The sequence below is a fragment of the Streptomyces sp. 2-1 genome, from assembly GCF_048564895.1.
In the GTDB taxonomy this organism is placed as follows: domain Bacteria; phylum Actinomycetota; class Actinomycetes; order Streptomycetales; family Streptomycetaceae; genus Streptomyces; species Streptomyces phaeochromogenes.
Genome location: NZ_CP183383.1, coordinates 8802434 through 8822454 on the forward strand (window position 1 = coordinate 8802434; position 20021 = coordinate 8822454).

Genomic DNA, 20021 nt, shown 5'->3' on the forward strand with positions numbered 1-20021 from the left:
CCACTGCGTACGTTCCACTGCGTGCGCTCCGGTGCGTGCGTACCGGAGATTCATCGGAGCTATCCCAAGGCGCAACGTAGAGAAGGTGCAGGATGCCGTCAATATGAAAGAAGAGATCCGATGTGTGGGACGTGAATGCGAGTGGAGGAGTGTGCGGGTGGAAGAGCGCGCGGCACGGGATCAAGATCCCCAGATCACAGCTCCCAGCCACGCCCCCGCGATCAGCAGGCAGGCGAACAGCTCCACCAGCACGCTGGTCCCGCCCGCCCGCATCACCGAGCGGACCGACGCCTTCGCCTCCCCGTGGCCGCCGAGCCGCAGCCGCTCGGCGAGATAGGCGCCGCCGATATAGCCGGGTATCGCGCCCAGCACGGGCAGGAGGAAGAAGCCGAGCAGGGCCCCGACGCCCGCGTACGCCGCCATGCGCGGGGTGGCGCCGCTCGCGCGCAGCCGGCGCGGCGGCAGCCGCCAGCGGATCGCCTGGGCGAGGAACAGGACGGCCGTGGCGCCCACGAGCACGCCCCAGGAGAGCGCTCGCGGATCCTCGAACGCCCACCACAGGACCGCGGCCCACACCAGCCACGACCCCGGCGCGCCGGGTACCAGCACTCCGCTCAGGCCGAGCAGCAGCACCACACCGACCAGCAGGAGTTCCCACGCTCCCATCTGTCCAGAGTGCGGGAGAGTGGGCGAAACCGCAGGTCAGTCCTGTCGCTCCCGGGCCACCCAGCCCTTCTCGTACGTGTGCCAGCCCAGCTGGAGCCTGGTCGTCACGCCCGTCAGCTCCATCAGCCGCTTCACCCGGCGCTGCACGGTGCGCAGGCCCAGGTCGAGCTGCTTGGCGACGCTCGCGTCGGTCAGCCCGGCGAGGAGCAGGGAGAGGATCTCCAGGTCGGTGCCGTCCGGCCCGTCCCGCTCCTCCTCGGTGAACGTGCCCGGCGCGCCCAGACGCAGCGGCAGCGCGTCCCGCCACACCGCCTCGAACAGGCCCGACAGCGATTCCAGCAGCCCGCTCGCGTGGACGACCAGGGCCGCGGGCTCCAGGGTCCGCGAGGTCAGCGGCACCATGGCCAGGGCCCGGTCGGCGATCACCAGCTTGGTCGGGACCGTGTCCACGACCCGTACCTGCTCGTCGCGGCCGAGCGCGGCCGACAGCTCGGCGATGCCGTTCGGCAGGTGCAGCACCGACCGCTCGACGACCACGCGGTAGCGGACACCGCGGTCGGCGGCCTGCTCCTCCGCGTCGTTGTCGGTGCCGGAGACGACGACCGGGTTCCCGGTGACCAGGGCGCACACCTCCTCGCTCGCGCCGAGCTGGAGCTGCAGGAACCGCTGGGCGACCGCCGCCGCGCCGGTCACCACCTCGACCAGGTCGTGCGCGGCGGGTTCGACGGCCCGGGCGCGGTACTCCTCGGCGAGCAGCGCGGCGGCCAGTTCCGCCTGGTCCAGCTCGTGGCGCCGCTGGGTGAGCAGCGCGCCGATCGCGACACCGGGCGGCGCCGCGACCCAGCGGCCCGGCCGGGCCGAGGACTGGGCGGCGAGACCGTGCCGCTCCAGCCGGCGCAGCGCGCGCTCGGTGTCGTGCTCGCCGAGCGTGAGCCGCCTCGCGAGATCGGGCACGTCGGCGGCGCCCACCGACACCAGCGCCCGGTAGGCCGACTCGTGTGTCTCGTCCAGCCCTATCGCTGCCAGACCTGTCGCTCCCAGCATGCGGCGACGCCCCTCCCCGAAGACCCGGCCGTGGCGGAAAACGGCCACGGCGTAAAACCGCCTCGGCACATCATCCCCGTACCCTCCGTCTCTCTGCCAAGGTGGCGCCACCGCTGCATTACGCGCGGTCCGTGGCGAGGACCCGCCAGGGACCGGTCGGGCCGAGCACGCGGTGGGTGGGCGACGGGCGGCGGACGGGCCGTGACCGCCGGGCACAGCTGCCCCTCAGGGAAGCGCGTCACACTCAGGGCCGAACCGGGTGACTCCCAGGAGAACTGGGGAACTCGGCCGTTCAGACCGTGACCCGGGCGTACGGCGTGCGCCGGGCCCGCGGTCAAACAGGCGCCGCCGGGCGGTTCTCCCGTGGGGGGTGGGATCGCCCGGCGGTTTCGTATCGCCGTTCGACGCCCAACCCCGTGGCCGGTTTTTCCGGATGCACCGTTTTCATCCGGCCTCCGCGGTGGACAATTAGGGGCATGAGCCAGCAGGGGGAGAAGCCCACCGGTCAAGAGGACGACTGGTGGGGGCAGCTGTACGACGACTCCACGGGGGACACGGGGCCCGCGCCCGCGGCCGACTCCCTCGACGACCGCTTCGCCTCGGCGTCGGACACCGTGGGCGCCCCGGACGCCGCGCCCCCGCCCACGCCCGTCACGGGCCCCGGAATCCCGCCACCCCGAACCCGAACACCGGCCGAACGCCGCCGCCACCTCGGCAGCGGCTCGGACCCGGCCGATCCGGCGAACGACACCCCCGCTGACGAGGTGCCCAGGCCCGACGGCCCAGCGGTCACCGGCTTCGGCACCGGTTGGCCGGTGGCCGGCTGGGGCCCCAGCGAACGCCAACCACCGGAGGCGACCGGCGGTCCACTTCCTGGCGGGCCGGAGAATGACCCACTGCGGCGCAGCGGGCTTCAGCGACAGCGGGCGCCCTGGGAGGCCCCGCCTCCCGTATTCAAGCCGGTGGCTCCTCATGCTCCGGAGCCCGAACCTGAAAGTTCCCCGCCCGCATACAAGCCAGCGGCTCCTCGTGCACCGGAGCCCGAGCCTGAGAGTTCCCTGCCCGTATTCCAGCAGGCGGCTCCTCGTGCGCCGGAGCCCGACGCGGCGGTGCCCCGCAGTGGTACGTCCCCGGAGGTGCCCGGGGCAGGGACACCCACGTCACGGACCCCCTCGGACGCCTCGCCGCCCCCGTCCGACGCATCACCGCCGCCCGCCACCGCCTCCCCGTACGCCCCGCCCGCCACCCTCATCGACGCTCCGTCCGGCCAGGCCCCCGCACAGACACCCGTGCAAGCCTCCGTGCAGGCCCCCGACCTCCCCACCCCCGTCGACTACGTCGGCTCCGGGCCGCCCACCTACGACGCCGAGCCGACCGCGCTGCCTCCCGCCGACGTGGACGAGCTCGACGATCTCGTGGCGGACACCGTGCTGGACGGGGCGGCGTACGGGACGTCCACGCTGCGGGCGGTGTCCGTGCGCGGGGACTCGGCGCGCTACCGGGGCGAGCCGCGCAGGGACTCCCTGCTCACGGCCCGTTTCGGTGTCGGGGACGGCGCCCTCGTGCTGGTCGCGATGGCGACCGGGGCCCGCGCCACCCCGGGCGCGCACCGGGCCGCCGCCGAGGCGTGCCAGTGGATCGGGCGGGCCGTCGGCCGCAGCCACGCACGCCTGGCCGAGGACATCAGGGCCGCCCGGCGCGGCGACCTCAAGTCGGGCCTGCACCGGCTCACCGACCGCAGCCTCGGCAAACTGCGGGCCAGCGCCGCCGAGCAGGGCATCGAACCGGAGGAGTACACAGCGAGCCTGCGCTGTCTCCTGCTCCCCGCCGACCCCGAGTGCCGCACGCGCGTCTTCTTCGGCGTCGGAGCGGGCGGTCTCTTCCGGTTGCGCGACGGCGAGTGGCAGGACATCGAGCCGCACGTCGCCGACACCGCGGGCGAGGCCGTCGTCGGCTTCGGATCGCTGCCGCACGAGACCCCCGACGGCGACCGGCTCACCATGGACCTCGGCATCACCACACCCCCGAGCCCGTACGAACCGGTCCCCGAGCCGCCGCCCCGCGACCCGTTCCGCTTCCGCGCCTCCGTCGCCCGCCCGGGCGACACCCTCCTGCTGTGCACCAGCGGCCTCGCCGAACCCCTGCGCGGCGAACCCGCCCTGGCCGAACACCTCACCTCCCGCTGGTCGGACGGCGATCCGCCCGGCCTCGCGGCGTTCCTCGCGGACACCCTGGTACGGGTCAAGGGTTACGCCGACGACCGGACGGCCGCTGCCGTTTGGGAGGCGTAACCGCGCCCGCTGTGAATTCATGGGACATGAAAGGGCACCTGTGACAGCGGAAGCCGGCCGAAGGCGGAGTCAGCCGAAGGCGGGATGCCGGCTGAAGACAGCTGAAGGGGCGCGTGACTCATGGCCAAGCAGAACGTCGCCGAGCAGTTCATCGACATCCTCGTCCGCGCGGGCGTGAAACGCCTGTACGGAGTCGTGGGCGACAGCCTCAACCCGGTGGTCGACGCCATCCGACGCAACTCGGCCATCGACTGGATCCATGTCCGCCACGAGGAGACGGCCGCCTTCGCCGCGGGCGCGGAGGCCCAGATCACGGGCCGGCTCGCCGCCTGCGCCGGCTCCTGCGGCCCGGGCAACCTGCACCTCATCAACGGCCTCTACGACGCCCACCGCTCCATGGCCCCGGTCCTCGCCCTCGCCTCGCACATCCCCTCCAGCGAGATCGGCCTCGGGTACTTCCAGGAGACGCATCCCGACCAGCTGTTCCGCGAGTGCAGCCACTACAGCGAGATGATCTCCAACCCGAAGCAGATGCCCCGGCTGCTCCAGACCGCCATCCAGCACGCGGTCGGACAGAGCGGCGTGAGCGTCGTGACGCTGCCGGGCGACATCGCCGACCAGCCCGCCCCCGACAAGCCCGTCGAGACCGCCCTCGTCACCTCCCGCCCCAGCGTCCGCCCCGGCGACACCGAGATCGACAGGCTCGCCGCGATGATCGACGAGGCCGACAAGGTCACCCTCTTCTGCGGCAGCGGCACAGCGGGCGCGCACGCCGAGGTCATGCAGTTCGCCGAGAAGATCAAGTCCCCGGTGGGGCACGCCCTGCGCGGCAAGGAATGGATCCAGTACGACAACCCGTACGACGTCGGAATGAGCGGACTCCTCGGGTACGGCGCCGCCTACGAGGCCACCCACGAGTGCGACCTGCTGATCCTGCTGGGCACCGACTTCCCGTACAACGCCTTCCTGCCCGACGACGTCAAGATCGCCCAGATCGACGTACGGCCCGAACGCCTGGGCCGGCGCTCGAAGTTGGACCTCGCGGTGTGGGGCGACGTGAAGGAGACCCTGCGCTGTCTCACCCCGAAGGTGAGCCCCAAGAGCAACCGCCGCTTCCTCGACAAGATGCTGAAGAAGCACGCCGACGCGCTCGAAGGTGTCGTGAAGGCGTACACGCGCAAGGTCGAGAAGCACGTCCCGGTCCACCCCGAGTACGTCGCCTCCGTCCTCGACGAACTCGCCGACGAGGACGCCGTGTTCACGGTCGACACCGGCATGTGCAACGTATGGGCGGCCCGCTACATCACCCCCAACGGCCGCCGCCGCATCATCGGTTCGTTCTCGCACGGCTCGATGGCGAACGCGCTGCCGCAGGCCATCGGCGCGCAGTTCACCGACCGGGAGCGTCAGGTCGTCTCGATGTCCGGCGACGGCGGATTCTCCATGCTGATGGGCGACTTCCTCACCCTCGTCCAGTACGACCTGCCGGTGAAGGTCGTCCTCTTCAACAACTCCTCCCTGGGCATGGTCGAGTTGGAGATGCTGGTCGCCGGCCTTCCTTCGTACGGGACCTCCAACAAGAACCCCGACTTCGCCGCCGTCGCCCGCGCCTGCGGTGCCTACGGCGTACGTGTCGAGAAGCCCAAGCAGCTCGCGGGCGCGCTGAAGGACGCCTTCAGGCACAAGGGCCCGGCGCTCGTCGACGTCGTCACCGACCCCAACGCCCTGTCGATCCCGCCGAAGATCAGTGCGGAGATGGTGACCGGGTTCGCGTTGTCGGCGTCGAAGATGGTGCTGGACGGGGGAGTCGGCCGGATGGTGCAGATGGCCCGCTCCAACCTGCGCAACGTGCCGCGGCCGTAAGCCCCTTCCTCGGGGCGCCGGCGCTCAGTCGGTGCGGGGGACCCACTGGCGCTCCGAACCGACCGAGCCGTACCAGTAGCGCGGGAGACCCTTGACGCCGCTGGTGCGGAACGGCTTGCCGTGATCGTCGACACGGATCGTGCCGGTGCGTCCCTGGGACGACCAGTCGAGCTCCAGGTACCAGCGGCAGTCGCAGGAGTTCGTCCGGGCGTTGACGAGCAGCACCTCCGGGTCCTCGGCGGACACCCGGTAGGGCATGCGCATCGCGGGGATCGGCCCGTCGACGTCACCGCCCGCGACCGCGCGTGCGATGGGCCGGTCCTTGTCCAGGTCGACGGCGAAGGAGCGCGGGGTGATCGCGCCTCCGCAGCCCTCGTCCATGGAGTAGCCGGCGCCCTTCAGCTGGGTCGAGCGCCCGACGACCCGTACCCGGAGGGCCTCCAGGACGACGGCGGTGGACGACTTTCCCTGTACGGAGATCTTCACGATCGTCTCGCGCCCGTGCACCGCGTTCTGGCTGGCCGCCCACCGTGCGGCGTCCTGCGTGATCGGAGGCGGTGGTACCTCTTCCGGCTTCCTGTCGACGACGTACTCGTGGCCGCAGTCGAACGTCCAGCCGTGCGAGTTCGCGGTCCAGGTCAGCGGGAGGCCGGTGGAGCCGGAACCGTTCGGCCGGCCGGCGTTCCCCGACGGCTTGCCGCCCTTGCCGGGGGGCTTGGACGTCTTTCCCTTGCCGTCGGGCGACGGCGAGGACGACGACGGTCCGGAGGACTTGGGCGACGGGCTCGTGGACCGGCGGTCACGTGGGTCACCGGTGTCCGTCGGGGTCGGGCCCTCGCTCGGGCCGACGTTCTGGGAGGCGTCGTCGGACCGACGGTCGTCCGACAGCGCGGAGAGGCTGCCCAGCGTGACGAGCAGTACGGTCACCACGGCGGCGGTGACCGCGACCCGCCGCCGGTACCAGGCCCGGCGGGGGCGCGGACCCGAGCCGCCGGAGGAACTGGAAACGGTCGGCATGCTCGCTACGGGTTCGGCCTCCGCCGTGTCCGAAGACCCTGACTCCGACTCGTCGCTGTCTTCGGACCCGTGGCTTCCGTCGGGGCCGCCGACTCCCTCCGGCCCGTCGCCTGCCACGGGCTCGGCGTCCACCGCGTCGGACACCGGAACCGGGGCCGGATCCGGAGTCGGCCCCGACTCCGGACTCTCCTGCGCCCCCGACGCCCGCGGTCTCTGCCGCGCCGCCACCGCCTGGATCCAGAGGCGGTGGAGTTCGAGCCGCTCGGCCGGTGTCGCCCCGCACAGTGCGGCGAACCGCTCCACGGGGGCGAAGTCGAGCGGCACCGCGTCACCGGCGCAGTAGCGGTGCAGCGTCGAGGTGTTCATGTTCACCCGGCGCGCGAGGGCGCCGTAACTGCGGTCAGTGCGCGCCTTCAGGCGCCTCAGCAGTGCCGCGAACTCCTCGACGTCGTCGTCCCGAGTCGACACCGTGCCCCCGTGCTTCTCGTCGTGGCCCCCTGGTCGAGGGGGCGGTTCCCGTCCCGGGAGGGCATCCCAGGCACTCCATGTACCTGCACGTCAGATGGCCTGGGATGGTTCCACCGTCGCGGATACGGCGCTGTCTGTTGCGCAGGCCCCGAGTGACGGCTGATGCTCTTGGTGTCGCACCGACCGCCGCCGGACCGACCACCCGGTGGCAGCCCACGACCGGGACCGGCGTCGACACCCGTGCACACGGATCCTTCCCGTGTGCACCCCACTTCACCGACCAGCGCGGATCAGTCATGCACTCATACACAGGGGGACCCATGTCCAAGCGCACCCGAGCGGCCTCGCTCACCACCTTCGTCGCCGCGAGCGTCGCTCTCGGTGCGGTGCTCGCCGGCCCGGCCGACGCCACCGGGAAGACGAGCGCGTCGCCGAAGTTCCTGTCGGCCTCGCAGCTGCCCCCGCACCCCACGTCCGCCTGGACGGCGGGCAAGGTCACGGACGGCGTGCCGGACGAGCTCCGGTTCTGCATCCAGGACACTCTGCCGGGCTACGACTCCCGATACCGCGACTTCCGGACCGACCTCGAGACCAACGCCCAGCAGCTCACCATTGTCGTCGGCAGCAGCGCCAAGGCCAAGGCCCTGGCCACGCGGCTGAACAAGGACATCCGGGCGTGCGCGACGCGCATCGAGCAGTCCGACCCGGAGACCGAGGCCGCGCTGAAGGACTACGGCAAGCTGTCGGTCGAGGAGGGCGCCCACGCCTACGGCCTGCACACCGAGACGTCCTGGGGTGCCACGGACATCAACCTCTACTCGGTCGGCAGGGACGGGCGGGCCGTGACCCTCGTGCGCTGGGCGCAGATGGGTGACTTCTCGGACGCGCCGGTGAAGGCGTTCAAGAAGACGACGACCACGGCGGTCAACAAGCTCTACTGACCGCTGCCGGGGGGAAAGTGCTGGAGCCGCCCTCCCGCCACGGGGGTGTGAGAGGGCGGCTCCTCCACACGAGCATCACCGAGCGACATCGAGCGGTACCGACCGACAACGACCGACACCCGGTGGGGGCGAGGCGAGAACCGGCCGCCGCCGGTGCTCGTGGTTGATCTGCGCACTACAATCCTCGCGACCTCATCGGGGGAGAGCCGTCGTGGAAACGATCATTGTCCAATTACCGGGTCCGTCGTGGGCGGACGGCGAGCACGACCGACGCGAAGGCGGTCCCGGACCAGGACTGCTGCACCTGGGGCCCGGCGACATGGCCGACTTCGGGCGCGGCGGGCAGGGTGCCGCGGACCTCGCGGTCGTCCTGGCCGACCCGGGCGTCTCACGGCGCGCCGGGCGGCTGGAGGCCGCCGAGGACTACTGGCGGCTGTCCAACTTCAGCCGGACCGCCGGTTATGTGGTGGAGAACCTGGAGGGCGCCGGCGAGTACATCACGGTGGCCCCCGGCCGCCTCGGCGCGCCGGTCCCCTTCGAGTTCTCCCGCGTCGTGCTGCCCGCGCTGAACGGCACCGTCGACTTCAAGGTGTTCGCTCCGCAGCACGCCTACCTCGACGAGCGGTCCCTGCCAGGCGCCGGTGACCAGACCGTCAACCCCTTCGCCCTCGACCAGACGTCGAAGTACTTCCTCGTCCTGGTGGCGCTGTGCGAGCCGCGGTTGCGCGACCCCTCGGACACGACGCTCCCCGGCGCGGGAGAGATCGCGGAACGGCTGCGTCCACTGGACTCCTGCCGCGATCTGTCCCGCTCGGCGGTCAACTACCACATCGACTACCTGTCCTTCGCGAAACTGCGCCTTGACCAGGGAGACATGGACGGGGAGCAGGGCGGCCGCACCGGTGCCAAGCGCGCCCGCCTGGTGGCGTCGGCGCTCCGGTTCGGCCTGGTACGCGAGGAGCACCTCGCCCTGCTCCCGCGCCGTACGGCGAGCCGCCGCCCCGTACAGGAAGCTCCCGCGTGACACCGTCGTCCAGTGCGGAAGGCTCCCACCGGCCTCCGCCCCTCGAAGAAGGCCCCGCATTGACCCCCCGCACAGGCCCCTCAGCACACCTCCCTGTCGGCTTCCGCATCGACGGCTGGGAGCTCGGCGCACCCATCGGATCCGGCGCCTGGGGCACCGTCCACGAGGCCCGTTCCGTCGCCGACGGCACCCCGGTCGCGGTGAAGGTGCTGCCCACCGACGCCCTGGCCCCGGGACAGCGGGCCGCCCTCGGTGAACTCGTCCAGCGCGAAGTGCGGTTCAGCCGGGAGGCGGACCACCCCAACCTCGTACGGACCCATGCCGTGTGCACCGTAGAGGCGCCCGACCATCCCGATCTGGACGGTGCGATCGCCCTGGTCATGGACCGTGCCGAGCGCAGCCTCCAGGACGTGCTCGACGCCACCGAGGCCGGCCGTCCGGTCCCCGACGCGGATCGCATCCTGCGCTCGGTGGCCGCAGGTCTCGCGCACATGCACGGCGCCGGATGGGTGCACGGAGATCTGAAACCGGCCAACATCCTGTTGAGCGCGGACGGCGATGTCTGGCTCGCGGACTTCGGGGTCGCCGCGGAACTCGAGGGCACCCACGCCCATATGCCGCCGCTCGGCACGCTCGACCATCTGCCGCCCGAGTGGTGGTCGCAGCGCACCGACTCGCGGGGCACGGTCGTCCGGACGACCGCCGACATCTGGGCCTTCGGCGTCCTCGCCCACCAGGTGCTCACGGGCGGGCTGCACCCGTTCCCGGGAGCCACCGCCAGGGCCCGCTCCCTCGCCGCCCAGGCCTACGCGCGCGGGACCGCACAACTGCGCCTGGACGCTGACATCGAGGAGAGCAGACGACGGCTGATCGCCGACTGTCTGTCACCGGACCACGCCACGCGCCTCCAGTACACCGCCGACGTCCTCAAGGCCCGCGTCGACGAACTCTCCGGCGCGCCCCGCCGTCGCAGGCGGCTGGTGCCGGCCGTCGCGGCCGTCCTGGCGGTCGCCGCCGCCGTGACCGGTGCGCTCCTGCTGCCGGACGACGGCGGTGCCGACGCCGCGGGTGGCCCCGGCACCTCCGCCACGCCCACGGCCACCGGCAGTCCGGTGGCGGTGGCCGCGGGGGAGATCCCGCCGGACTCCGACGTGCCCAAGGCACTGCGCCCGGTCATCGTGAAGGCCGCCCACCGCTGTACCGACAAGGAGATCACCCCCATCGTGCTCGCCGCCATGCTCAAGGCGGAGAGCGGGTTCGACGCGAAGGCGGCCCGCCCGGCCTCCGAGGAGTTCGGCATCGCGATGTGGACACCCTCGGTGTTCCGGGCCTGGGCCGTGGACGGGGACGGCGACGGCGACAAGGACCACATGTCGCCGCCCGACGCGATCTCGACGATGAGCCTGTACGTGTGCTGGCTCGACCAGCGTTTCAAGGAGGCCGGGCTGCCGGAGAAGGACCTCGTCAAGCTCGTCGTGGCCGGCTACCGCACGAGTGACCGCACGATCATCGAGGAGCGCGGTGTCCCGGAGCGCGTACGGCCGCACGTGGACAAGGTGATGCGCTATCTCGCCGACTACGAGCGGTGAGCCGGGACCCGGCAGGCGACCGGGTCCCGGCCCACTCACTCACGCGCTCACTCACGCCTCGGCTACGACGCGGCGCAGTTCGGCACGTCCGGCAGTCGGTTGTCGGGCGAGCTGATGTAGATGTTGGAGATGTAGCCGCCGTACTGGGGCAGATACGCCCACCAGTCGTTGGTGTACGGCGGCACGCTGACGGTCTGGCCCTGCTTCTGGCAGCCCACCAACACCTCGACGCCGGCGGGCAGTTGGGTCATCGGCGGGTTGGCGGTGGACGGGTCCCGGCGGACGTTCACATGCTCGCTCCAGGTTCCGTACCACTTGCCCGTCGGCCGTACCCCGCCGGGCACGTTCAGGGAGCGGGTCAGCCGGCCGATGTCGGTGTAGGCCTTGCCGTAGGACGTGCCGTCCGGATGGAGCGTCAGGACGGCCACGATGGTGCGGTCGTTCGGGCCCACGGTGCCGGTGGTGTGCAGCGCCGGGCGGGTGAGGTTCACGGCGTCGGCGGCGCGGTCCCCCGGAACGGCGGCGGTCGGCTTGCCGGTGGCAGCAGGCGTGGCGGCGGCCGTGTCCGGCGGGCCGCACGTGCCCTTCGGGTACGACGAGCCCGCCCAGCCCTGCTTCACGGCCCAGGGGCGGTCGAACGCACCGGCGATGCCGAAGTGCTGGTCGAACTTGTCCGAGGCGCAGCGCGTGGACTGGCGCAGGTTGCCCATGACGAACTCGCGCACGGGGGCCGGTGCCGTGTCCAGGATGTAGCGGTAGATCTTCACGGTGTCGCGGGCCGACAGGGCGGTGTAGCCCCAGTAGCCCTCGTAACCGGCGGGCGGTGGGGCGGTGTCGGTCAGGCTGAGCTCGCGGACCATCCGGTTGATGATCGCCGAACCGCCGTACGTGGACCAGTAGTAGTTGGCCGCGTCGTCGTTGCTGCTGCGCAGCATGGGCTCAAGACGGGCCCGGTCGGCGGCCGGGATGGAGTAGGACGGCCCGCGGTTCCACAGGAAGTCCAGGGTCAGCAGCAGCTTGACGACGGAGGCGGACCGGAAGGGCGTATCGGCGTTGACCTGTTCGGTGAAGGTTCCCGCCTCCCGGTCGAAGACGGCGACCCCGGCGGTGACGCCGTCGGGGATCTGGACGGCGGCGGGTGCCTGGACGGCGGCGGTGGCCGGTGTGGCCGCGCCGGAGGTCAGGATCAGAAGTGCGGCGGCGGACGCGAGAAGTGTTCTCCACACGTGTCCGGCCGGTCCGCGTAGGCGCGCGGTGCGGTGCATGCTGGTTGTCTCCCCCTGGAGGCACGGCGCGGCCCCGACGACTGCCGGGACCGCATCGGCCGGGTTTCGAGTGGCGGACGGTGAAGGCCGGGTCGGTCCAGGTGCGGCCTGAGGACGATCGAGTTGATCGGCGTGAGGTCGGCGTACACGCCCGTTCCGAGGTGGTCCGAGTTGCTCGAACCCTAGGAAGAGAAGCGCGCGACCGGTCCTGACGAATGTCAGGTTGACTGCGACCGGATCGACAGCACGGCATCGGTAGTTGGGCCGAGTGCGGGTGGTCGTACGGACCCCGGGGCCGTAGTCGCGACAGGGTTCGGCACGGCCGGGTCGGCCGTCGGAGCCACGGGCAGATGTACTGGCCTGTCTCATCGCGAGTGAGGACGCGTGGACCAGGTGCGATCGCGCGGATCAGCCCTGAAGGGGCACTCGAAACGGCGTACGGCAGCCCCTTCACCTTGTGGCCCTCCGCTCCCGGGGCGTCCGGGCCGCCACCCGTGATCGTCCGCTGGGTGGTGGCGGCTCGGGAGGCCGGGTCGGCGTGCGACTTTTCCGGACGGCAGCAGGGCATCTCCGGACGTATCAGGGGTGGTTGACGATTCGACATGAGTGTCGTGATCCGGGCCGGGGCATGCATTCCGTGAACGTGTTCGAGCTGGAGGGGAATCGACAGCGGCGTGCGGGCGGGGGTCATGAAGAGGCAGGCACGAGGAGGCGGTCCCGTCGTATCCGGGGCCTTCTCGGCGAAGACGGTACAGACGACCACGACGGCGGGGGACCCAGCGGACGGAACGACCGACCAGCACGGCGTTCCGCAACTCAGGCTCAGGCTCGGGCGCTGCGACCTCCGGGCGGTGCCCCAGGTCCGCAGGGCGCTGCGGGACCTGCTCGCTCACTGGGGGCGGCCCGGCCGATCCGAGATAGCGGAGTTACTGACCAGCGAACTCGTCACCAACGCCCTCGTCCACACCAACCATGACGCGCTGCTGACAGCCACCGTCGGTCCGCGCGGACTCCGGGTGGAGGTGAGGGACTTCGTGGGACACAGGCCGAGACTGCGGGTACCGACCGCCGACGACGGTACGCACGGCAGAGGCCTGATCCTGGTCCAGTCCCTCGCGGACGCGTGGGGCGTCCGGGTCCACGGGGTGGGGAAGGTGGTGTGGTTCGAGCTGGACGGGGGAGTGACGTGAATCCGGACGGGGCGCCGACCTGACACCGGCCAGGGCCGGCACGTGAGACCGGACCGGTCCCGGACATGAAACTGGACGGGGGCGCGGCATCAACTGCCGTGCCCCCGTCCAGAGTTGAGGCCTCGGGCGGCCCCGGTCCGGATCAGCCGAACTGCTGCTCCAGGTCCTTCAGCTTGCGCTCAAGGGAGTCGAGTCGAGGGAGCGCCATTGTGTCGTCCTCCGCGGTGAGATCGACCGTCGAGGACTCAGTCCCTCGGCGGACGGGCTGCAACGAGGGTCGGGCGGCGCGTGCGGGTAGTTCCGGCGTTGCTATGGCAGGCTCCGCGGCGACCTGGGTGGCCGCCGGGGCCGGCTGGAGTTCCGCCTGACGGCCGCCACCGCGTCCGATCATTCCGCGGTGGCCACGGGTGATCGCCTTGATGCGGGCACGGTCCAGCTTCTCCTGGTCGCGCCGACGCAGACGGTTCTGCTCCTTCTCCCGCTTGTCCTCACGGACTTCCTCGACGGCCTCGTCCAGGCTGCGCACGTTCTCGAGCAGCATCAGCGACCAGGCGCCGTAGGTCTCACGAGGGGCACGCAGCCACCGAACGATCCGGATCTGCGGCAGCGGCCGGGGCACCAGGCCCTGCTCGCGCAGGGCGGCGCGGCGGGTCTGCTTCAGCGCGCGGTCGAACAGGACGGCGGCCGACAGGGACATGCCGGCGAAGAAGTGCGGGGCGCCCGCGTGGCCGAGACCCCGGGGGGCGTGCACCCAGTTGAACCAGGCAGCGGCGGCCGCGAACGTCCACACGAGTATCCGGGAGCCGAGGGCCGCGTCACCGTGGCTGGCCTCGCGCACCGCGAGTACGGAGCAGAACATGGCCGCGCCGTCCAGACCGAACGGCACCAGGTACTGCCAGCCGCCGGACAGGTTCAGATTCTGCTCGCCGAAGCCGACCAGGCCATGGAAGGAGAGTGCGGCCGCGACCGCGGCACAGCAGAAGAGCAGTACATAGGAGGCGGTGCCGTAGACGGCCTCCTTGCGCCTGCGGCGCTCTTCCGTGCGCTCCCACGAATCGTCGGCGTGGGTCTTCTCCCCGGCGCGCTTGCCACGCGCGAGCACCGCAACCGCCGCCAGCAGGCCCAGGAGCAGCACGGCGCCGGGAAGCAGCCAGTTCAGCGATATGTCGGTCAGTCTCATCTGGGGTCCCTTGCATTGGGATAGGGCGTAACGCCCGCCATAGTGGCCCAATCCCGTGCGTCCTCAGAGGGTTTCGGGGCAAGAGGCCGCCAAGGGAGTGCAAGGGTATGCGCGAGGACGGCATTCTCCTCGAACTGCCGCTTGAGGAGCGGGAGTTGAGTTCGAGTTAGATTACCCTTACGGGTGGTTCCACGGAAAGTTCTTGCGGCAAGTGAGGACTTTGTGAATCGACTGTAACCAAAGGGCTCTGTCGGGCAGCCGTGAAGACGCCTGGTCCAGTGCCGAGTTGATCTTACGTGACGTGGAGTCAGCCCCTTGCCACGGGGTCAGCCCGCCGCGGCGGCCTCGGCCGTCAGCTTCGCGATGCGGACCGCCTCGGAGTTGCGCGGGCAGTTGGCGCAGGTGTCCTCGGCGTCGAGGGTGTAGTAGAAGCAGCAGCTCGCCCGGTCCCGGGTGGACAGGCACTCGCCGTTCGAACCGGTCACCTCGCGGAAGCCGGCCGTGCCGACGTACGGCCGGGTCGTGCCGGGGAACAGCCGCTCCAGCTCGTCCTTCGCGCGCCGCTGCTCACCCAGGAGCCCGGCCACGTACCAGAGGCTCTCGACGACCTCGTCCGTCGCCATGCCCCACAGGGCGCGGCCCCGGCGGCGCGTCCGGGGGCCGAACGCGTCCAGGACCGGCTCCAGGTGCTCGGCCACCGCGGCCCGTACCGCCGCGCGCAGGGCCTCCTCGTCGGGGACGACCCGGGCGCCGGGCAGCGTGGCCGCCGGGTCGTCCGGCAGACAGGCGAACTCACCGACGCGTACGGCGATGCTGCCGGGCATGCGCTGGAAGGTGACGTGCTCCACGGGGAAGCGGGGCACCCTGCGCAGCAGGAACCACGGCACCGTGATCAGCAGACAGGCCGGCCAGGCGTACCGGTGCAGACCGAAGCTGGCGATCACATCCGGACGGCCGCGCCGCCCGTGGTCCGTGAACACCTGGTTGTCGTCCCACGCGAGGAAGGCGTCGAGCTCGGCCCCACCCTCCGCGAGCCCGGCGACGGCGATCCGCCCGTCGCCCGTCGGGGCCGGTTCGTGCGGTGCGAGTTCCATGACGCCCAGGGACGGGAGCACCTCGGTCATCCGCGTGTACGCCGCTGTGAGGGCCGAGCCGACCGGGCGTACTTCCGCGCCGGGTGAGGTCTCGGCCGGGGCGGGAGCGGACATGCGGGGGCCCCGTTCCGTGATCAGTTGCAGGTAAGGCTTACCTTACCCGATACGATCGAGGTTTACCCTGTTCTGTCGGGGTCGCTCCGGACCCCGACCGAAATACTCACCACCACTGCCCGTCCTGGAGGAGGCTCCCGTGGAGAAGGCCGGTTCGCGCGAGGCGTACGGCTCCGCAGGAGACCCTTCGGAGACCACCCCCGGCGCCGGAGCGCCACGGGTGCCCCAGCAGCAGACCCGGGCGGCGGGCGAAGGCCGCGAGCGCGCGGCCGGCCGGGCACCCCGCGAAGACACCCCCCGGGACACCGCCGCACCCGCCACTCCGGCTTCAGCCCCCGCCGCCGCTCCTGCTTCCGCTCCGGTCGAGCACACCGCCCGCGGGGAGCACACGCACAGCGAGACGCCGATTCCGCAGCCGAGGGTGACGCGGGAGGGGCTCCCGGCCTCGACGGACGCGCCGGGAACCGGTGCGCGCCGGACTTCGACGGCTGCCCCCGGCCGTCCGGGCACACCGGAGGCCTTCGGAGACCCGTGGCACCACGGCGCCTCAGGAGCCCCCGCCGCCCCTGCCGCTCCCGTCGGTTTCGGGGGACCTGGAAGCCACGGCACGCCCGGAGGGCTCGGAACACCGAGCGCACCGGCGGCACCCGGCGGCCCCGGCGTGCGCGATGGATCGGGTGCACGTGATGGATCCGGCGTGCGCGATGGATCAGGCGCGCGTGCCAGCTCAGGCGTACGTGACGGCTCAGGCGTACGGGACGGCTCAGGCGTACGTGATGGATCCGGCTCGCGGGGCATCCCCGCCGCCCGTCCGTCTTCCGCGGCCCCTTCTCCCTCCCCGACCCAGTCCCCGTCTCCCCGCCCCGCGATTCAGCGAGCCTCCGTCCGCGGGCAGATCCTCGACGCGCTGCGGGCCGCCCTCGTGGCCGGTGAACTCGCCCCCGGTGAGGTCTACTCGGCCCCCGCGCTCGGCGAAAGCTTCGGCGTCTCGGCGACGCCCGTGCGCGAGGCCATGCAGCAGCTCGCCACCGAGGGCGCCGTCGAGGTCGTACCGAACCGGGGCTTCCGCGTCGTCGAGCGCGGTGCCCGCGAGCTGGCCGAACTCGCGGAGATCCGCGGGCTGATCGAGGCGCCCGTGATGCTGCGCCTGGCCCGTGCCCTGCCGGCCGACGACTGGGAGGACCTGCGCCCCCTCGCGGAGGAGACGGCCCGGGCGGCGGCCGTCGGCTGCCGGGCGACGTACGCCGAGGCCGACCGCGCCTTCCACCGGGCCATCCTCGCCCTCGCGGGCAACGAGCAGCTCGTACGCATCGCGGACGAACTTCACCGGCGTGCGCAGTGGCCCCTCGGCGGCAGCCCCACCGCTCGCGCCCGCCTTGAGCTGATGGCGGACGCGGCGCAGCACCTTGCCCTTCTGGACGCCCTGTCCGCGCAGGACCTGTCGGCGGTCGACGCGCTGCTGCGGGAGCACTTCGTCAGTATGTGAGCCGCGCCCAGCCACAGCGGACCGGCACACGACCCACGGACCGGCGGCAGCCGAGCCGCTCAGGCCGTGGCCGCCGGTGGCGTCAACTGGTCCGCCAGCCACGTCGGTACGCCGCCCAGCAGCCGGAACAGACGCCCCGCCTCGGCGCGCAGCCGCGAGGCCTCCGGTTCGGTCTCCGCGTCGGCGAGGGAGGCCAACGCCGGGGCCGTGCCCACCAGATAGCCCAACTCCTCCCGGATGCGCAGGGATTCACCGAAGCCGTGCCGGGCCTCCACCAACTCGCCCTCGCGCAGGGCGAGTCCGGCGAGATGGCGCCAGGTGAAGGAGAGCAGCAGGGGGTCGTCCTGGGCGGTGGCGCCGGCGTGGGCGCGGCGATAGGCGGCGCGCGCGGACTGCGGGGAATGGGCGAGGTTCTCGGCGAGCAGCCCGCGCCGGAAGTCGAGCAGAGCGCGACCAGGGGCGCCCGGTGCGATCAGAGCCGCCGCCCGGCCGAGCGCGGCCCGCGCCTCGTCGGCCCGGTCGCGGACGGCGAGCAGCGTGGAGGCGTACGCGAGCTGCCCGCGCTCGCACGCCGCGGCGCCCCGCTCGTCGTCGGACTGGGCCAGCGCCTCCGCCGTACGCAGCGCGTCCTCCGCCTCCGCCCAGCCCTGCTCGGTGTAGAGGCACCGCTCGACGAGGAGCGACGCCCGCTGGAGCGCGGCCGATGCCGTGTGCGGTTCGAGGAGCGCCGCCGCGTCGGCCCAGCAGGCGCGCGAGCGCAGCCGCCACACCGCGGTCTGGAGTGGATCGTCCCCTGCAGTCGTCCCGTAACCAGACATGGCGGTATGCGCCACGTTGCCCTCCCCGAGCACGCCATTGAGCTGTTGAGTGGTGGCGGCATCTCAGCACGAATGCACTCGCCCGGCCAAGGGGGTGGGTGAAGGATTTCACAAAGTCGTGGGACAAGGGGTGCGGCGGCGAAGGCACTTGGTGCCACCGGCCGCACACGCTTGTGACCTCAGCTCATCCGCAACGCCAGGAAGAAGTCGAGCTTGTCCTCCAGGCGGGAAAGATCGCGACTCGTCAACTGCTCGATGCGTCCCACCCGGTAGCGCAGCGTGTTGACGTGCAGGTGCAGACGGGCCGCGCACCGGGTCCAGGAGCCGTCGCAGTCGAGGAACGCCTCAAGGGTCGGGATCAGCTCGGCGCGGTGGCGCCGGTCGTAGTCGCGGAGGGGATCGAGGAGCCGCGCCGTGAAGGCGCGACGCACGTCGTCCGGCACGAAGGGCAGGAGCAGGACGTGCGACGCCAGCTCCTGGTGCCCGGCCGCACACACCCGCCCGGCCCGCGCCGCGGCCACCCGGCGCGCGTGCCGGGCCTCCTCCAGGGCGCCGCGCAGCCCCTCCGCCGAGTGCACGGAGGCGCTGACGCCGAGCGTGAGCCGCCCGTCGTCGTCGAGGCCCGCCGACAGCGGATCCCGTACGGCCGCCAGGAGGGTGTCCGCGTGCAGCCCGGCCTCCGAGCCGTCGTGCTCCGAGGAAACCGCCGGAAGCGGTACGAGCGCGATGGCCTCGTCACCCGTATGGGCGACCGCGATCCGGTCGGACGGTTCGGGGCCCGACGACAGTGGGTCGACGAGGATCTCCTCGAGGAGCGCCTGCGCCACCGCACCGCCCTCGATCTCCCCGCCGTCCCACTCGACGCGGGCGACCACGACCTGCCAGTGCGGGGCCGCGCCGAGCCCCGGCAGCAGCACGGGCGCCGCGACCCGCAGCCGTGCCGCGATCTCACCGGGGGCGGCACCGGTCTGCACCAGTTCGAGGACCTCCTGCGCGAGCCGCCGCCGTACCGTGCGTGCCGCGTCCCGCCGGTCCCGCTCCACGGAGATCAGCTGGGTCACGCCCTCCAGCAGGTCGAGCCGCTCCGCCGGCCAGTCCCCGGCGTCGGCCTCGACCGCGAGCAGCCAGTCCGACAGGACCGTCTCGCGGACGTCCCGCGAGCCCGGTGCGCCCGTCGTGCCCGCCGCGCCCGCCGTGCCCGTGCCCCGGCCGCTGCTGCGGATCGGGAAGAGCGAGTACGTCGTGCCGCCCACCGCCACCCGGTACGGCCCGCGCCGCCCGGTGCGGACCGCCGCCAGGTGTTCGCCGGCCAGTGCCGCGCACACCACGGAGGGCAGCCCCGGCTCGGCATCGGGGGAGCCCGCGATGAGGCGTCCGGCGGGGGAGAGCACCCAGGCCCGCAGGTCCAGGTCGGAGCCGAGCAGGTCCAGGACCACGTCCGGGCCGCCGCCCGCGGGGCCCGAGGTCATCATCCGGCGGTGCCGGTCCACGACGGCCGCCAGATCCCCGGCGCGCTCGCCCGACACCTGCCGTACGACGTGCTCGGTGATCGTCGCGAAGGCCACCGACTCGTTGACGGCGAACAACGGCAGCCGGTGCCGCGCACAGGCCGCCACCAGGTCCTCCGGGATGGGGCCGAGCTCGGCCTCACCGGCGGCCAGCGCGGTGACCCCGGCGCTCGCGAGGATCCGTACGAAGGGCTCCGAATCGGAGGCGTCGCGGCGCCAGGCGAGCCCCGTGAGCACCAGCTCGCCGCCCGAGAGATAGCGGCTGGGGTCCCGCAGGTCCGTGGTCATCACGCCACGGACCGTGCGGTCCAGCTCGTCCTCGCCGCCGAGCAGCCGCAGGCCCAGCGCGTCCGTGTCCAGCAGTGCGCGCAGCCGCATTCTCGTCGCCGCCGTTCTGTCTCGAAAACTACGATGGATCTGGATGGTTCCGGAGGGACCCGGGGATGGATGCCCCGTGCACGGG

The 20021-nt window shown here is 72.2% G+C and carries 15 protein-coding genes; 7 read left to right on the forward strand and 8 right to left on the reverse strand.

What is annotated here, in order from left to right:
- Positions 1-180 precede the first annotated feature (180 nt).
- A complete protein-coding gene (locus ACN20J_RS38725) occupies positions 181-666 on the reverse strand; it encodes a DUF456 domain-containing protein (protein ID WP_419667706.1) in 486 nt (161 codons plus the stop codon).
- 36 nt (positions 667-702) lie between these two features.
- Positions 703-1710 (reverse strand): helix-turn-helix transcriptional regulator, encoded by a 1008-nt coding sequence (locus ACN20J_RS38730; protein ID WP_189840744.1) that lies wholly within the window; start codon positions 1708-1710, stop codon positions 703-705.
- A gap of 476 nt (positions 1711-2186) precedes the next feature.
- On the opposite strand from ACN20J_RS38730, the gene ACN20J_RS38735 reads away from it, so the two are divergent.
- Together ACN20J_RS38735 and ACN20J_RS38740 are read left to right on the forward strand one after the other, a co-directional pair.
- Positions 2187-4001 carry a protein phosphatase 2C domain-containing protein gene (locus ACN20J_RS38735; protein ID WP_419667707.1) on the forward strand — a complete coding sequence of 605 codons (1815 nt, stop codon included), beginning with the start codon at positions 2187-2189 and terminating at the stop codon, positions 3999-4001.
- A gap of 120 nt (positions 4002-4121) precedes the next feature.
- Positions 4122-5864: a pyruvate dehydrogenase gene (locus ACN20J_RS38740; protein WP_189840746.1), complete on the forward strand. Its 1743-nt coding sequence runs from the start codon at positions 4122-4124 to the stop codon at positions 5862-5864.
- A gap of 24 nt (positions 5865-5888) precedes the next feature.
- Here the strand turns inward: ACN20J_RS38740 and ACN20J_RS38745 are convergent, their stop codons facing one another.
- A complete protein-coding gene (locus tag ACN20J_RS38745) occupies positions 5889-7349 on the reverse strand; it encodes a helix-turn-helix domain-containing protein (protein WP_190227064.1) in 1461 nt (486 codons plus the stop codon).
- Positions 7350-7669: 320 nt separating this feature from the next.
- On the opposite strand from ACN20J_RS38745, the gene ACN20J_RS38750 reads away from it, so the two are divergent.
- The 3 genes from ACN20J_RS38750 (at position 7670) to ACN20J_RS38760 (ending at position 10903) form a co-directional block, all read left to right on the forward strand.
- On the forward strand, positions 7670-8290 hold the full coding sequence (locus ACN20J_RS38750; RefSeq protein ID WP_190227065.1) for a hypothetical protein: 621 nt from the start codon (positions 7670-7672) through the stop codon (positions 8288-8290).
- A 211-nt stretch (positions 8291-8501) separates the two neighbouring features.
- Positions 8502-9314: a serine/threonine protein kinase gene (locus ACN20J_RS38755; RefSeq protein ID WP_189840749.1), complete on the forward strand. Its 813-nt coding sequence runs from the start codon at positions 8502-8504 to the stop codon at positions 9312-9314.
- A gap of 59 nt (positions 9315-9373) precedes the next feature.
- A complete protein-coding gene (locus tag ACN20J_RS38760) occupies positions 9374-10903 on the forward strand; it encodes a serine/threonine-protein kinase (RefSeq protein ID WP_190227066.1) in 1530 nt (509 codons plus the stop codon).
- A 62-nt stretch (positions 10904-10965) separates the two neighbouring features.
- Here ACN20J_RS38760 and ACN20J_RS38765 read toward each other — a convergent pair whose 3' ends face one another.
- A complete protein-coding gene (locus tag ACN20J_RS38765; RefSeq protein ID WP_419667708.1) occupies positions 10966-12168 on the reverse strand; it encodes a hypothetical protein in 1203 nt (400 codons plus the stop codon).
- A gap of 689 nt (positions 12169-12857) precedes the next feature.
- Between ACN20J_RS38765 and ACN20J_RS38770 the strand changes: the two genes are divergently transcribed.
- The gene (locus tag ACN20J_RS38770; protein ID WP_361990903.1) at positions 12858-13358 is read left to right on the forward strand and encodes an ATP-binding protein; all 501 of its coding nucleotides are present in this window, start codon (positions 12858-12860) and stop codon (positions 13356-13358) included.
- Positions 13359-13500: 142 nt separating this feature from the next.
- Here the strand turns inward: ACN20J_RS38770 and ACN20J_RS38775 are convergent, their stop codons facing one another.
- Positions 13501-14538: a DUF2637 domain-containing protein gene (locus tag ACN20J_RS38775; RefSeq protein ID WP_055615044.1), complete on the reverse strand. Its 1038-nt coding sequence runs from the start codon at positions 14536-14538 to the stop codon at positions 13501-13503.
- A gap of 326 nt (positions 14539-14864) precedes the next feature.
- Positions 14865-15746 carry a (2Fe-2S)-binding protein gene (locus ACN20J_RS38780; protein ID WP_361915086.1) on the reverse strand — a complete coding sequence of 294 codons (882 nt, stop codon included), beginning with the start codon at positions 15744-15746 and terminating at the stop codon, positions 14865-14867.
- A gap of 697 nt (positions 15747-16443) precedes the next feature.
- On the opposite strand from ACN20J_RS38780, the gene ACN20J_RS38785 reads away from it, so the two are divergent.
- Positions 16444-17232 carry a GntR family transcriptional regulator gene (locus ACN20J_RS38785; protein WP_419667709.1) on the forward strand — a complete coding sequence of 263 codons (789 nt, stop codon included), beginning with the start codon at positions 16444-16446 and terminating at the stop codon, positions 17230-17232.
- Positions 17233-17291: 59 nt separating this feature from the next.
- Here ACN20J_RS38785 and ACN20J_RS38790 read toward each other — a convergent pair whose 3' ends face one another.
- Together ACN20J_RS38790 and ACN20J_RS38795 are read right to left on the reverse strand one after the other, a co-directional pair.
- Positions 17292-18065: a hypothetical protein gene (locus tag ACN20J_RS38790; RefSeq protein ID WP_189840753.1), complete on the reverse strand. Its 774-nt coding sequence runs from the start codon at positions 18063-18065 to the stop codon at positions 17292-17294.
- A gap of 164 nt (positions 18066-18229) precedes the next feature.
- A complete protein-coding gene (locus tag ACN20J_RS38795; RefSeq protein ID WP_190227068.1) occupies positions 18230-19936 on the reverse strand; it encodes a PucR family transcriptional regulator in 1707 nt (568 codons plus the stop codon).
- Positions 19937-20021 lie beyond the last annotated feature (85 nt).